Source organism: Microbacterium sp., assembly GCF_035687345.1.
In the GTDB taxonomy this organism is placed as follows: Bacteria; Actinomycetota; Actinomycetes; order Actinomycetales; family Microbacteriaceae; genus Microbacterium.
The window spans coordinates 1-14024 of the sequence record NZ_DASRXZ010000035.1 but is presented as its reverse complement, the minus strand read 5'-3'; the positions used below and the strand labels follow the sequence as shown (position 1 = coordinate 14024).

The following is a 14024-nucleotide window of genomic DNA, read 5'->3' as shown; positions in this document are numbered from 1 at the left end:
CGCATCACCCCTGCGTCGCCGCCCGAGCCCCACGGACGGTCGAACGCATCCTAGCCGCCGCGGACCCGTCGTCGGCGGCAAGCTCGTCGTAGACGGCGAGGTAGCCGTCGACCACGCGGTCCCACGTGAACTCATCGACGCGGGCCCTGCCCGCGGCGGCGATCCGCTCCGCCTCGTCGCGATCGTGCACCGCGCGCTCGAGCGCCGCCGCGAGCGCGCGCTCGTCGAACGGGTCGGCCAGCCACCCGTCCACTCCGTCGTGGACGAGTTCCGCCGGACCGGCGTGCGATGTCGCGATGACCGGCACCCCACCCCGCCAACCCTCGAGCACGACGATCCCGAACGCCTCGGTGCGGCTCGGCACGACGAGGGCGAGGGACTGCGCGACCGTGGGGCCGACGCTCTCGCGTGCGAGACGCCCGGGCAGGTGCACGCGGTCGGCGACGCCTCGCTTCGCGGCGAGCGACAGCAGGGCGTCGCGCTCGGGGCCCTCGCCCCCGATCACGAGGTGCACGTCCTCCGGCAGATCGGCCGACGCGAACGCCCGCACGAGCAGGTCGAACCCCTTGGTGCCGACGAGGCGTCCGAGGGCGACGAAGTACCGCGCGGGGAGAGGCGGAGCATCCGCCCCCTCCTCATCGAGATCGACGCCGTTCATCACGATCGCGGCGCGCCCCGGCTCGAGCCCGAACCGCTCCTCGAGATCCCGCGCGGTGAACGCCGAGACCGCGGTGACGGCGGCGGCACGACGGATGCCCCGCCGCAGCGCCCATCGCATGAGCGCCGACCCGCCGAAGACGTCGTCGGCGTCTCCGAACGTCTCACCGTGGCTCGTGATGACCAGCGGCAGTCGCGCGAAGCGCGCGACCTCGGTCGCCCACGCCCCGTTCGGACCGAAGCAGTGCACGTGGATGGCCGCCGGTCGATCGGCGCGGAGCGCGCGTCTCCAGCGGAGCGCCGCGCGCGGCGCGTGCCATACGAACGACAGCAGCGCGCGCAGCGAGCGGGCGGGCATCGGTGTGGGCAGCACGCGGATAGGGATGCCGTCGAGATCGGGTGGCACGTCGTCGCCGCGGTCGACCGTCCAGATCGCGACCTCGACCCCGCGCTCGCGCAGCCCCTCGGCAACGTGCCGCACGTGCTCCTCGACCCCGCCGATGCGAGGCAGGAACGAACTCGTGACGAGTGCGATCTCCGCCATGGCGTCTTCCCTCGCTACGCTCTCAACGACGCGCGTCACCGCGCGGAAGCCCGACGGAGGTCCTGCACCATTCGCATCACATTCGCCACGATAGCCGTCGGCGCGCCCATGGGTCAGCAGGTGTACGAGGAAGAGATCGTCGCCCGCGCCGCCGCGGCCGCCGGTGAGGGCACGGTCGTGCGGCGCGAGATCGCCCGCTCGCTCCGGTCGGAGCTGCCCGGCACCGTGCGGCTTCCGAACTGGATCACCGGCCGCGCCCCTTCCGGCGTGCGGTCAGCCGTCGGGGCGATGCTCTACCGCGGCGCCGACGTGGTCCACCGGATGGGGCTCGGCATGCCGCCCGCGCGCGTGCCCGAGGTCATCACGATCCACGACACGGTCGCGTGGCGGTTCGACGACGAATCGCCGCCCGAGCCGTTCGCCGCGCACGAGCTCCACCGCGCCGCGGCGGTCATCGCTCCATCGCAGTACGCCGCCGACGACGCGGCCGAGTTCCTCGGGCTCGAGCACGTGCACGCGATCTACAACGGCGTCGACCCGGTGTTCCTCGACGCCGAGCCGCTCGACGCGGAGTCGCGCGCGGTGCTCGGCATCACGGGACCGTACGTCCTGCACGCCGGAGGCGCGTCGCGGCGCAAGAACCTCGAAGCGCTCGCGGAAGCGTGGGAGGTGGTGTCCGCCGCGCGACCCGACCTGACGCTCGTGCTGTCGGGCCCGCCGCATCCGCGCCGCACCGCGCTGTTCTCGAAGCTCCCCCGCACGCGGCTCGTCGGACGCGTGCCCGCAGCCCTCGTGCCCGGACTGTTCGCGGGCGCGACGGCGGTCGTCGTGCCCTCGCTCTACGAGGGCTTCGGGCTGCCCGCGCTCGAGGGCCTGGCCGCCGGCGCGCCCGTCGTCGCGGCGAGCACGAGCGCGTTACCCGAGGTCGTCGGCGACGCCGGCGTGCTCGTGGAGCCGACGGGAGCGGATGTCGCGGAGGGCATCCTGTTCGCGGCATCCGGTGACCCCGCCGTCTCGACGATGGCGGCGCGCGGACGCGAGCGCGCGCGGGAGTTCACGTGGGAGCGCAGCGCGCGCGAGCACGCCGCCGTGTGGCACCGCGTCTTCAGCGGATCCTGAGGGTCTTCGAGGGATCCTGAGCCGCGGCGGGCCGTCGCCGTCTGACCAGGTAGATTCTTCTCTCGTGACGGTTCTTGGGGAGGCCGCGATCTCGGTCGCGGGGTTGGGGAAGACGTATCGCCTCGGGGCGCTCGGCGAACGTCCGTCGACGGCGGCGGCTGCCGCGATCCAGTGGCTGCGCTCGACGGGCAAGGCGAAGTACACGCTGTTCGACGCGCTCGACGACGTGACCTTCGACGTGCCGCAGGGTGAGGCCCTCGGCATCGTGGGGCGCAACGGCGCGGGCAAGTCCACGCTGCTGAAGCTGCTCACGCGCGTGACCGCGCCGACGCGCGGCCGCATCGAGCTGCGCGGGCGCGTCGGGTCGCTCCTCGAGGTGGGCACCGGCTTCCACCCCGAGCTGACCGGCCGCGAGAACATCTTCCTCAACGGCGCGATCCTCGGCATGACGCGCAAGGAGATCCTGCGGCGCTACGACGAGATCGTCGAGTTCTCGGGCATCGAGAAGTTCCTCGCGACACCCGTCAAGCGCTACTCGTCGGGCATGTACGTGCGCCTCGCGTTCTCGGTCGCGGCTCACCTCGACACCGAGATCCTCGCGATCGACGAAGTGCTCGCGGTCGGCGACGCGGAGTTCCAGCGCCGGTCGATCGCCAAGATGCGCGAAGCCGCGCGCGGCGGCCGCACGGTGCTCTACGTCAGCCACCAGCTGCAGACCGTGCAGGCGCTGTGCACCTCGGCGATGCTGCTCGACCGCGGCAAGCTCGTCTACTCGGGAACCGTCGACGGCACGCTCCAGGCGTATCGCGACAGCTTCGAGAGCTTCGCGCTCGCGCAGTCCGACCCGAAGAACCGGCCCGGCAACGGCATGGTGCGCCTGTCGCGCGTCTCGATGGAGGACGAGTTCATCAAGTCCGGCGACGACATCGCCGTCGAGTTCGAGCTGCCGCCGTCGAAGAAGCTCATCGGCACGTACTTCGTCTCGATGCACATCAACAACGACCAGGGCTCCGTGATCGCGCAGTGCGACTCGCGTCTGGTCGGCAAGTGGTTCGACCCCACCGAGGAGAACCGAGGGCGGCTCGTGATCCGCGATCTGTGGCTCAAGCCCGGCGTCTACACGGTCGACGCCTACGTGTGCCAGGCCGGCGTGCTCGACGCGTGGGAGGGCGCGTGGAAGTTCGAAGTGCTGCCCGACCTCCCCTACCCCGAGTTCGCCGAGTCCTCGAGCATCGAGAAGGGCCTTGTGTTCGTCGACTTCGAGTACGGGAAGGCGTGACATGGAACACCAGCCTCAGGTCACCGTCATCACGCCCCCCGGGCGTCTCAACATGCCCGACTGGCGCGAGGTGTGGCGCGCACGCGAGGTCGCGGTGCGGCTCGCGCAGCGCGACATCATCGTGCGCTACCGCCAGACGATCCTCGGCTTCACGTGGGTGCTGCTGCAGCCCCTCGTGAGTGCGGGCGTCTTCACGATCGTCTTCAGCTACATCGCCGGCCTGTCCACGGGTCCGACGCCCGCGTTCCTGTTCACGCTCGTGGGCATGCTCGCGTGGAACCTCTTCAACGGTGCGCTGGGCCGCTCCTCCAGCTCGATGGTGAGCAACCAGTCGCTCGTGCAGAAGGTGTTCTTCCCGCGCCTGCTCGTGCCCGTGTCGAGCCTGGCATCGGTGCTCCTCGACTTCGCGGTCGGGCTCGTGCTGGCGATCGTGCTCATCTTCGTGTTCGGGATCGTCCCCGGCTGGGGCGTGCTGCTGCTGCCGGTGTGGGCGCTGCTCATCGGCATCCTCGGAACCGGATTCGGCCTGACGGCGGCCGCGTACCTCGTGAAGTACCGCGACGTCGGCTACGTCCTCCCGTGGGCGCTCCAGGTGCTGCTCTACGCGAGCCCGGTGGCCTACTCGGTCTCGGAGGTGCCGGAAGGCATCCGCTGGCTCTTCGACATCAACCCGGTCACGTGGTTCCTCGAGATCATGCGGTGGTCGCTGCTCGGCACGGCCCAGCCGCCCGTCTGGCAGATCGTCGCCCTCATCATCGCCGCGCCGCTCGTGTTCCTGCTCGGCACGATCGTCTTCCAGAAGAACGAGCGCGAGTTCGCGGACTTCATCTGAGATGCGCGTCTCCGCCTACATCCTCGTGGGGGACCCCAACCACCTCCGCGAGAGCGTGGCGTCGTACTACGACCACGTCGACCGGATCGTGCTGTCGTACGACGAGACGCGCACGTCATGGACGGGGACTCCCCTGCCGGTCGACGAATGCCTCGCGACGATCCGCGAGCTCGACCGCGACGGCAAGTGCGTCGATGTGCCGGGGCGCTTCGCGCGGCTCGACGAGAACCCCCTCGACAACGACACCTTCCAGCGGCAGAACGCGCTCGACGCGGCATCCGACGGCGCCGACTGGGTGATCCAGCTCGACACCGACGAGGTCATGCTCGACCCGGCCCAGTTCTTCGCGTCGCTGCGGCGGGCCGACACCACCGGCACGTCGGGCATGCACTATCCGGCGCGCTGGCTGTACTCACGCGTTGCGCCGGGGCGCTACCTCGAAGGCTCCACACGTTTCTGGCGACCGGCGGCGTCGTACCCGGGACCCCTCGCCGTGCGGGCGGGAACGCGTCTGCGGCAGGCGCGTCAGGCTGATGTGCCCCTCTACCGGGTCGACCTGCGCCCGTGGAACACCGACCCGTTCCACCCGAAGAAGACCGTCGTGCACGAGGTGATCCGGCCCGAGAGCGCCGTGCTCCACTACTCGTGGGTGCGCGACCACGACACCATCCGGCGCAAGTTCGGCTGGTCGGGGCACACCCACGACTATTCGCGCCCCGTCGTGTACCGGCGTTGGGCGTCGCGCCAGCGGCATCCGGTGCGCACCGTCCTGCTCAATCCCCTGCGCCGTCGCGACTGGTACCGGCTCGTCGACGTCGATGAATCGAAGGCGGATGCGTCATGACCCTCTCCGTCAGCGTCATCGTGATCACCTACGCGCGCCCGCAGTTCGTGCGCACGTGCCTCGAGCACCTCGGCCGGCTCGACTCCGCGCCGCACGAGATCATCGTGGTCGACGCGTCACCCGACGACCGCACGAAGAAGCTCATGGCCGACGAGTTCCCGCACGTGACGCTGCTGCGCAACGACCTCGGCCCCGGCACGATGCCCGAGTCACGGCAGATCGGGTTCGCCGCAGCGACCGGCGACATCGTCGCGTTCATCGACGACGACGCGTACGTCGACCCCGACTGGCTCGACGAGCTGCGCAAGCCGTATGCCGACCCCGCCGTCGTGGGCGTCGGCGGCCGCGCGTCGAACGGCATCGAGGGCGAGGAGACCAAAGGGCTCGGCGAGATCGGGCGACTGCTGCCCGATGGTCGCCTGACGGGCAACTTCGGCGCGAACCCCGGCCGGGTGATCGAGGTCGACCACCTGCTGGGCGCCAACATGTCGTTCCGCCGCTCCGCGCTCGAGGCGATCGGCGGCATCCGCGGCAACTACCCGGGCACGTGCCTGTGCGAGGAGTCCGACATCTCGCTGCGGCTCAAGCGCGCGGGCGGCACGCTCGTGTTCCAGCCCGCGGCGCTCGTGCGCCACGTCGCCGCCCCGTACACGAGCGGCGGCAAGCGCTTCGACCGCCGCTACCTGTACTACGCCCGGCGTAACCACATCGTGCTGCTCGCGCGCGTCTACGGCTGGCGGCATCCGCTCGTACGCCGCTACGTGTGGTCGACGATCCGCGCGCAGAGCGACTACGTGTGGGAGATGCTCGTCCGCTTCGGCCCTCGCATGGCCGACGGCTCGCGTCGCCCGCTCGTGCGGCGGATCACGTCGCCCGTCATCCTGACTCGCGCCGTCGCCGAGCTCACGGGTCTCGTCGCCGGCTTCCCGGCCGGCTGGATCGCGCGCCGCCGGGATCGGGCCATGGGAGTGAGCTGAGCCGGACGGTATCTTTGTCGCATGTCCGATGGCACGGGCAGATCGCTGGGGGGATCAATGACCGCTGTTGACGCAGACACGGCGCGCGCACCGCGCGCCGCGGCGCAGGTGGGCGCGGTGCCGGTGCGCACCTTCACGCCGTCCGACCTGCGCTTCACGTTCGACGAGACGGTCGAGGGGTTCCGGCACCAGTACGACCGGGACTTCCAGCTCTTCGTCGTGTGGCACAAGGCGCGCGAGCACGACGACGCGATCCTCGACATCATCCGCGAGCACTTCGACGTGCTCGGCGAGTTCGAGATCACGTGGTCGGACGAGCGCATCATCCGCAACTTCGAGCGCCTGTACGGCGACCCCCTGTGGGGCGTCTCGACGAAGCACGAAGACGTCGGCACGGGCACGTTCCTGCTCGTGATCGCCGAGGACCCGGCGCCGATCTACCGCTACCGCCGCAACGTGTCGGGCTTCGTCGAGCTCACGAACGTGCACGCCGCGAGCGCCAAGAAGGCGGCGCGCGCCCTCGCCGGCGGTTACACCGTGCACTCCAGCAACAACATCCGCGAGTTCTTCCGCGACGCCGCCCTCCTGATCGGAACCGAGCGGCTCGAGGAGGTCCTCCACCCCGAGACGCCGCGCGACGACGTCGTGCGCGAGGAGATCCGCTCCGACCTCGTCGGCGACGACGGCTGGGCGAGCCTCGACGAGCTGTGGGCTGTGCTCAAGCTCGCGTGCGAGTACGTCGTCCTGCGCAACTTCGAGGACATCCCCGGCATCATCGCGACCGACCCCGAGATCGACGTGCTCGCGCGCGAGCAGCGCGACTTCGCGGCGGTGGTCGGCGCCCGCCCGCGCCACGGCGAGGTCGCGGGGGCGGCGTTCGCGACGTCCGTCGACGGCCGCGAGGTCATCTTCGACATCCGTTGGGTGGGCGACGGCTACATGGACGCGCTCTGGCAGAACGACCTGCTCAAGCGCCGCGCGTGGCTCGACGAGAAGGTCGCGATCCCGCGCATCGACGACCATTTCTTCTCGCTGCTGTACCACGCCAAGCTCCAGAAGGCCGACGTCAAGCCCGCGTACGTGCCTCGACTGCAGGGCCTCGCGCGCGAGCTCGACCTGCCCGACGACCTCGTCGCGCACGTCACCGACGACGACGCCGCGCTGCGACTGCTCGACGGGTTCCTGTCGGGTCACGGATACTCCGTGCCGCGCGCAGTCGACCGCGCCGTCTACCGCAACGACGCCCTCATCGACCGGCTGACCCGCACGACGATCCAGCCGACCCCGTACGCGGCCGCCAAGCGCGAGCTGTACGTGTCGACGCGGTTCTCCCGCACGGGCGAGCGCGCCGCCAACTCGCGCATCCTGCGCGGCGGGTACCACCTGCTGCGACGCATCCGAAACCTGCTCCGCCCGAAGAGATCATGACCGCCGACATCGAAGAACCGCCCCGCCCGCGCACGCTCGCGCCGCTCGGCCGCACCGTCTACGAGGACCCGGGGGTCCGCCGGACGCTCGTCAGCCGCGTCATCGGGCGCGCCAAGATGGTCCGGCTGTACGGCACGCCGGTCACCTGCACGTTCATCAAGAGCGCCGACCACTCGGTCACGGTGTTCTCGAAGATCCGCGGCCAGGAGGTCGTCGGCAAGTACTTCCTGCGCACCGACATCGGGCGGTCCAACCTCGCCGCGGAGCGTCGCAGCTACGAGCTCTTCGGAGATCGCCCGTGGCGGATGCCCGTCGTCAAGTGGCATCGCCAGGGCTTCTCGGTGCCCCGCCTGCCCGACTCCGCGCGCCTCGACGTCGCGAGCGAGCACATGACCCGCGAGGAGCGCCTCGACATGAGCGCGACGGCGCTCGAGGTGCTGCTCGAGATGTACATGGCGGGATACCTCCACGGCGACCTTCAGCCGCACAACATCTGGCTGCTCGACGGGCGGCCCGTCGTGACGGACTTCGAGACCTCAGGCCCCCGCACCCCCGGCATCCCGTTCCTCGAGTCGGGCGACATCACGGGGCACGACCCCGCGCCGCGGCGCCGCGGCATCGACCGCGCGTTCGACCCCGACGACCACTGGTCCTTCAACTTCGTGCTGGGCGTCACGCTCGAACAGGCGCTCGAGGCTCTGCGCGCGCGGCTCGACAAGGCGGGCACGCCGGATGCCCGGCGCAAGCTCGCCGTGATCGACGGCGCCCTCCCCGAGCAGGACGAGGCGTGACGAGCCTGCTCGTGCGGCGGCGCGACCTCGAGGCCGTCCCCCCGCCCGCTGGAGAGTTCCGAAGCGTGCGCTACGGCAAGGGCTTCCTGCCGTCGTGGCTGTTCGCCGCGTTCGGCACCCACTGCGTCGACACGCATGAGCGGGTCGTCTCGCTGACCTACGACGACGGACCCAACCCGCGCGACACCCCCCGCATCCTCGACCTCCTCGCCGAGCGCCGGGCGACGGCGACGTTCTTCGTGCTCGCGGAGCCGGCGGCGCAGCATCCGGACATCGTCCGTCGCATCGTCGTCGAGGGTCACGAGGTGGCCCTCCACGGACCGAACCACCGCGCTCTCACCGACATGTCCGACCGCGAGGCGCTCGACGGCATCCGCCGTTCGCGCGCGACGATCGAAGACATCGCGGGTGTGCCGATCCGCCTCTACCGCCCGCCGTACGGCACGCACACGCTGCGGCAGGCGTGGGGCATCCGCCGCCTCGGCCTCGAGCTCATCATCTGGTCGGGCGACGCCCTCGACTGGCTGCACGACACCGAGGAGGCGGTCGCCGAGCGGGCGGTGGCGGGGATCTTCCCCGGCGCGATCCTGCTGCTGCACGACGCGCGCGCCGACCCCGAGCGACTCGCGCCGGGCGAGCGACTGCCCGAGTTCGACCGCGCCGACGTGCTGCGCCGCGTGCTTGCCGCGATCGACGAGCGGGGCTACACGACGGCGACGACGAGCGAGCTGCTGCGCGCGCATCCGCACGTCAAGAGCATGTCGCGCGAAGCGCTGTTCCGGTCTTGACGAGACGGCGGCGGATGCCGCGTCCGCCCGCTCGTCACTGCTTCGGCGACGCCCACGAGCGCCCGTCCGGCGCGAGCTGCGGCGCGTTCGGATCGCGGCGGCTCATGATGCGACCGACGCTGAGGCCGAGGCGGCGCGCATAAGGGGCGAGCTCGATCGGCGAGCGGACGATGCGCCGGATCTTGCGCGGGATGCGCCCGGCGCGGCGGAGGATCCTGCGGGCCCTGCCCTCGGGAGGGGAAGGCGCGGGCGCTGCGGCGGGTGGGGCATCCGTCGTCTCGTCCGGCGCGTCGACCTCGGGATCGCGCCACGCGGGTGTCGGCGGCAACTCGACGCCGGGATGGGGCGGACCGGGCGGATGCGCCGCGAACACGTGCTCGTACTTGTGGTGGAGGCACCGGTGGAGGCTCCCCCAACCGTACGCCTGGCGGTAGACACCGCGGAGCGTCGGGCGGTGGCGCACGTGCACGATCGCGTTCGGGTTGCCGATGAGGCGGTGCCCGGCGAGCTGGAGACGCCAGCTCAGATCGAGGTCCTCGGCGGTGCTCATGGACTCGTCGAAACCGCCGACCTCTTCGAATGCGGCCTTGCGCACGCCCATGTGCCCCGACCCGACCATCGGGAACTGCGGCAGCCGCGACGTCGGATACATCATGCCCTCCGCCGCGCGGAACTCCTCGGGGAACTGCGGGTTGAGCCGGCGGTGCTCGATGCGCGACGCGACGAACGGCGCCTCGCGCAGGGACGAGTGCATCTGCGCGATCCAGTCGTCGGCGATCACGTCGTCGGCGTCGCAGAACACGAGGAACTCCCCTCGCGCATGTGTCACGCCGATGTTGCGCGCCGCGCCAGGACCTCGACGAGCGGATGCGTCGATCACGCGCATCATCGGCAGCCGCTCCGCCCACGCGTGCGCGAGCGCGCGCGTTCCGTCGGTCGAGCCGTTGTCGCACAGGAGGATCTCGAAGTCGACATCGCCCACCTGCCGCTCGAGCGCGGCGAACTGCTCGGCGAGAGTCGCCTCGGCGTTGTACGCCGCGATCACGACGCTCACCGCCGGTCGATCGCTCGACATACGCGTCTCCGCTCCCCAGATCCGGTTCCCGCGCTACGGGCCTCGCGCCCGTGAGGTCACTGTACCGGGCGCGTCACGCGGCGCAAGGGCCTCATCCACAGGGCCGGTATTGTGGGTCGAGCGTGAGGAACGCGCAAAGTCGGACGGGGTGCTGGGGGCTGCGTGACATCGGATGACGTCGCACCGCGCGTGTCGGTCATCATCGCGGCCTACAACGCCGAGGAGACCCTCGATGCGCAGCTTGACGCGCTGGAGCGTCAGACCGCCGACTTCTCGTTCGAGGTGCTCGTGTGCGACAACGGGTCGACCGACGGCACGGCCGCTCTGACACGGCGACGGATGCAGCGGACGCCCCACCTGCGGCTCATCGACGCGTCCGCGAGACGCGGCCCCGGTGCGGCCCGCAACGCCGGCGCGCGCGCCGCGCGGGCACCGTTCCTCGTGTTCTGCGACGCCGACGACGTCGTGGCCGACGATTGGCTCGCACTCATGCACGGCTCGCTGTCCGAGGCTCCGTTCGTGAGCGGCACCTCTCGCCGCCCCGAGCTCAATTCACGACCCGAGAACCCCACCTATTTCGATTGGTCGCTCTACCGGATGCCGTTCTTCCCGTACCTCGCCGGAGCGGGAGCCGGCAACATGGGCATCCACAAGGCGGTCTTCGACGAGGTCGGCGGCTTCGACGAGACCCTTCGCACCGGCGAGGACCTCGACCTGTGCTGGCGCGTCCAGCTCGCCGGCTACCCGCTCATCGCGAACGACTCGGCGATCGTGAACGTCAGCAACCGGACGGGACTGCGCGCGACGATGCGCCAGGGCTTCGGGTACGGCGTGGGCGACAAGATGCTCGCGTACAAGTTCGCGCGGGTCGCCGAGGCGTACAACGCGCGTCCACCGGCGACTGCGGATGCCGCGCCGGAGGCCGCGGGTGAAGCATCCGGCTCTCCGGTCGACGGCGACGCCGGGACCGAATCCCCTGGACGGCTGAGCCGCATCGGGGCGCTCGTCTCGCGCGTGCTGCGCAAGTTCCGGCGCGTGCCGCGGGCGTCCGACTTCACCGAGATCACGCTTGAAGTCGCGACCGCGCTCGGGTTCCGGTTCGGCCGCATCGACAGGTCCGTGCCGCAGGTCGAGCCGCCCGCGACGCTTCCGTCGTGACCTCGCGAGCGGCAGCGGCGCTCATTCCTGGAACGGTGGAGGCGGCATCCGTTCCTCGATGACCCGCGCCACGCGGCGCAGGCGCTCCGCGCTCGGTGCGTCGACGGGGTTCTGAAGCGCGGTCACCTCGTGCAGCAGCAGCCACGCGGATGCCTCGGCGCGATCGAGCCCGGCCGAGCGCTCATCGGCGAGTGTCGCGAGCGGTCCGGCGACCTCCCCGTCGATGAACGCGGCGACCGCGTGTGCCAGGTCGCCCCCGCGCTCGCGCTGGTGGATGCTCAGCACCGCCTGCAGCGGATCGATGAACAGGGGGCTGCGCTGCTCGAACCTGATCCAGTCGATGACGTGTCCTCGGCCTTCCGCGTCGAGCAGTGCGTTGTCGACGATGAGATCGCCGTGCGTCGGACCCACCGGCACGCGAACCTCTCGGTGTCGCCGCAGGAGCAGGTCGCGCAGGGCATCGCACCCGCCCTCGGTCACGTTGCCGGGAAGGCGCGGATGCAGAACCCGAGCGAAGAGGTCGGTGTCGCCCATCGAGTCGCATTCCGAAACGGGAATGGACTCCAGGATCCTGGCCAGGACTCCACCCAACGCCGCCGGCGCGGGCGGTTCGACGTTGATACGTGGCGTACGGGCCGCCACCGCTGGACCGACCCGGAGTCCTGTGAAGCTCTCCGGTACGAGGTTCGCGAGCGCGCTTCCGGAGGCCGCCTCGGTGCGCGCGATCTCCGTCGCGACGCTCTCATCCTGTCCTGCGCTGAGAGCGAGCTTCGCGAAGCTGTGCTCTCCGAGGAGGGCCACTCGCCATGTCTCGCGAGGGATGATCTCCGCCCCTTCTCCGACGAGGCGGTCCGCGAGGGTCACCGTGGGCTCGCCCTCGGGATGCGCGACGACGACCGCGCGCGGCGCGAGCCCCGTCACGACGCCCGCGCGGGCGGCGAGGCGACGGATGCGTTCGCGCGCGTCGCGCGGCACGAGGTCGCGCAACGCATCGCGGGCCGGCGCGGGCGCCATGAGCCTCGGGAGCACGGCGGAGTCGCGGGCCGGAACCAGCAGCCGCTGCGGGCGCAGGCCCGCGCGGCGCAGCCCGGGGTCCCACGGCGTACGAAGATCGCGCAGACGCAGCTCGCGGAGCGCGTTCCGCAGGCGCTCCGCGCGTCCGCGGCCGGCGTGGCGGTCGATGGCGGCGAAGACCGGGTGCCGCAGCCCGATCACCACCGCAGCGCGCGGTGCCGCGACGCGCGCGATCTCGGCGAGGCGGCGCTGCACGGCTTCGCGGTCGCCGCGCGCGTCGAAGTCGGACATGTCGTAGAACACCGTGCCGAACGCGCGATCGGGGAACGGGAGCGGAGCATCCGCCTCGAGATGAATGCCCCGCCGCGATGTCGCCGCGCGAAGCAGCGTCGCCGCATGTACGCGCGCGTATACCTCGTCCACGATCGTGACGCGTCCGCCGAGGTGCTCGACGGCTGCCGGGAGGGTCGCCCACGTCGCCCCCACGAGCAGCACGTCCGTACCGGCGAGGCCGCCGATCGTGTCGGCTTCGGGGTCCTCCGCCTCGTCGTTCGGAACGCTCGCGAGCGCGACGAGGGCAGCGGGTCGGGCGTCGAGCAGAGTCGCCGCGGCGCCGCTCTGCGATGCGCGCAGGACCGCCTCGAGCTCGTCAGGCGAAGTCGATGCCGCGATCGCGTCGACGAGCTGCCGCGGCGCGTTCGCCCACTCCGCGTCTTGTGCCGCGACGAGCTCGATGCCGCCGTGACCGGCGTGCGGATGCGAGTCCACGAAACCCCCGTCCGTTCCCCCAGGATGATGCCGGGCGTCACCCGGCACCATCTCAGGGTACGGCGAGAGCGGCGATCTCCTGCGCGGTCAGCGCCCGGTCATCGAGGAAGACCTCGTCGACGGCGCCGAGCAGCGGGTAGCCACCGCCGGGCTGATCTCCGAACGCGAGCGCCGACGTGTTGGACGCCACGGCGGAGGGACCGGGCGCCGACGCCTGCAGAGCGCCGTTGACGTAGATGCGGATCGTCGCGCCGTCGTACGTCGCGGCGAGGTGCACCCAGGTCGACCCGGAGGTCGGGTAGGCCGTCGTGGCGTTCACGCGGTACGTGTTCCCTGAGGTCGCCTCGTTGAGGCGGAAGAACGCGAACCCGTTGCTCGCGAGCGCGAGCTCGTAGCCGTCGACAGATCCGATGACCGACTTCTTCGCGATGTACTGCGTTCCCTGACGCTCGGGCTTCACCCACGCGGCGATCGTGAGCGCGCCCGTCAGGTTGATCGCCTGCGAGTGCGGAACGGTGACGCGGCCGTTCGTGCCGTCGAAGCGCAGTGCGCCGCCCTTCGCACCGGCGACGCGCGTCACCCCGCCGCTCGCGGTGCCGGTGATCCCCGTCGTGCTGGTGACGGTCGTGCCGGACGCCTCTTCGAACGACCACAGCGCGACCTCGTCACCGACCGGGACCGTCGGAGTCGGAGTGGGCGTCGGAGTCGGCGTTGGCGTCGGCGTTGGCGTCGGCGTCGGCGTCGGAGTCG

General features: G+C 71.1%; 13 protein-coding genes. 9 read left to right on the top strand and 4 right to left on the bottom strand.

Going from position 1 to position 14024, the window contains the following annotated elements:
- Nucleotides 1-4: 4 nt before the first annotated feature.
- The gene (locus VFF97_RS04385) at nt 5-1201 is read right to left on the bottom strand and encodes a glycosyltransferase family 4 protein (RefSeq protein ID WP_325032280.1); all 1197 of its coding nucleotides are present in this window, start codon (nt 1199-1201) and stop codon (nt 5-7) included.
- Between the two features lie 108 nt (nt 1202-1309).
- Between VFF97_RS04385 and VFF97_RS04380 the strand changes: the two genes are divergently transcribed.
- The 8 genes from VFF97_RS04380 (at nt 1310) to VFF97_RS04345 (ending at nt 9259) form a co-directional block, all read left to right on the top strand.
- Nucleotides 1310-2320 carry a glycosyltransferase family 1 protein gene (locus VFF97_RS04380; protein ID WP_325032279.1) on the top strand — a complete coding sequence of 337 codons (1011 nt, stop codon included), beginning with the start codon at nt 1310-1312 and terminating at the stop codon, nt 2318-2320.
- Between the two features lie 64 nt (nt 2321-2384).
- Nucleotides 2385-3599 carry an ABC transporter ATP-binding protein gene (locus tag VFF97_RS04375; RefSeq protein WP_325032278.1) on the top strand — a complete coding sequence of 405 codons (1215 nt, stop codon included), beginning with the start codon at nt 2385-2387 and terminating at the stop codon, nt 3597-3599.
- Nucleotide 3600: 1 nt separating this feature from the next.
- Complete coding sequence (locus VFF97_RS04370) at nt 3601-4431, top strand: ABC transporter permease (protein ID WP_325032277.1); 831 nt, start codon at nt 3601-3603, stop codon at nt 4429-4431.
- Nucleotide 4432: 1 nt separating this feature from the next.
- The gene (locus VFF97_RS04365) at nt 4433-5275 is read left to right on the top strand and encodes a hypothetical protein (RefSeq protein ID WP_325032276.1); all 843 of its coding nucleotides are present in this window, start codon (nt 4433-4435) and stop codon (nt 5273-5275) included.
- Nucleotides 5272-6252 carry a glycosyltransferase family 2 protein gene (locus tag VFF97_RS04360; protein ID WP_325032275.1) on the top strand — a complete coding sequence of 327 codons (981 nt, stop codon included), beginning with the start codon at nt 5272-5274 and terminating at the stop codon, nt 6250-6252. The genes VFF97_RS04365 and VFF97_RS04360 overlap by 4 nt, the downstream gene beginning before the upstream one ends.
- A gap of 57 nt (nt 6253-6309) precedes the next feature.
- The gene (locus VFF97_RS04355) at nt 6310-7680 is read left to right on the top strand and encodes a hypothetical protein (RefSeq protein ID WP_325032274.1); all 1371 of its coding nucleotides are present in this window, start codon (nt 6310-6312) and stop codon (nt 7678-7680) included.
- Entirely contained in the window at nt 7677-8471 is a 795-nt protein-coding gene (locus tag VFF97_RS04350; protein ID WP_325032273.1) for a hypothetical protein, read from the top strand. Before VFF97_RS04355 ends, VFF97_RS04350 begins: the two co-directional genes overlap by 4 nt.
- Nucleotides 8468-9259 (top strand): polysaccharide deacetylase family protein, encoded by a 792-nt coding sequence (locus tag VFF97_RS04345; RefSeq protein ID WP_325032272.1) that lies wholly within the window; start codon nt 8468-8470, stop codon nt 9257-9259. The genes VFF97_RS04350 and VFF97_RS04345 overlap by 4 nt, the downstream gene beginning before the upstream one ends.
- A gap of 34 nt (nt 9260-9293) precedes the next feature.
- On the opposite strand, the gene VFF97_RS04340 is transcribed toward VFF97_RS04345, so the two are convergent.
- Nucleotides 9294-10334 carry a glycosyltransferase gene (locus tag VFF97_RS04340; RefSeq protein ID WP_325032271.1) on the bottom strand — a complete coding sequence of 347 codons (1041 nt, stop codon included), beginning with the start codon at nt 10332-10334 and terminating at the stop codon, nt 9294-9296.
- Nucleotides 10335-10496: 162 nt separating this feature from the next.
- On the opposite strand from VFF97_RS04340, the gene VFF97_RS04335 reads away from it, so the two are divergent.
- A complete protein-coding gene (locus tag VFF97_RS04335) occupies nt 10497-11492 on the top strand; it encodes a glycosyltransferase (protein WP_325032270.1) in 996 nt (331 codons plus the stop codon).
- 21 nt (nt 11493-11513) lie between these two features.
- Here the strand turns inward: VFF97_RS04335 and VFF97_RS04330 are convergent, their stop codons facing one another.
- Complete coding sequence (locus tag VFF97_RS04330) at nt 11514-13274, bottom strand: hypothetical protein (RefSeq protein WP_325032269.1); 1761 nt, start codon at nt 13272-13274, stop codon at nt 11514-11516.
- Nucleotides 13275-13326: 52 nt separating this feature from the next.
- Nucleotides 13327-14024: LamG domain-containing protein (locus VFF97_RS04325; RefSeq protein ID WP_325032268.1), on the bottom strand; the 698-nt coding region annotated here is incomplete at its 5' end.

Bases quoted from the DNA above. Each gene is read 5' to 3' on its own strand.
- VFF97_RS04385 (WP_325032280.1), bottom strand. From the start codon at position 1,201: ATGGCGGAGATCGCACTCGTCACGAGTTCGTTCCTGCCTCGCATCGGC.
- VFF97_RS04380 (WP_325032279.1), top strand. From the start codon at position 1,310: ATGGGTCAGCAGGTGTACGAGGAAGAGATCGTCGCCCGCGCCGCCGCG.
- VFF97_RS04370 (WP_325032277.1), top strand. From the start codon at position 3,601: ATGGAACACCAGCCTCAGGTCACCGTCATCACGCCCCCCGGGCGTCTC.
- VFF97_RS04365 (WP_325032276.1), top strand. From the start codon at position 4,433: ATGCGCGTCTCCGCCTACATCCTCGTGGGGGACCCCAACCACCTCCGC.
- VFF97_RS04360 (WP_325032275.1), top strand. From the start codon at position 5,272: ATGACCCTCTCCGTCAGCGTCATCGTGATCACCTACGCGCGCCCGCAG.
- VFF97_RS04355 (WP_325032274.1), top strand. From the start codon at position 6,310: ATGACCGCTGTTGACGCAGACACGGCGCGCGCACCGCGCGCCGCGGCG.
- VFF97_RS04350 (WP_325032273.1), top strand. From the start codon at position 7,677: ATGACCGCCGACATCGAAGAACCGCCCCGCCCGCGCACGCTCGCGCCG.
- VFF97_RS04340 (WP_325032271.1), bottom strand. From the start codon at position 10,334: ATGTCGAGCGATCGACCGGCGGTGAGCGTCGTGATCGCGGCGTACAAC.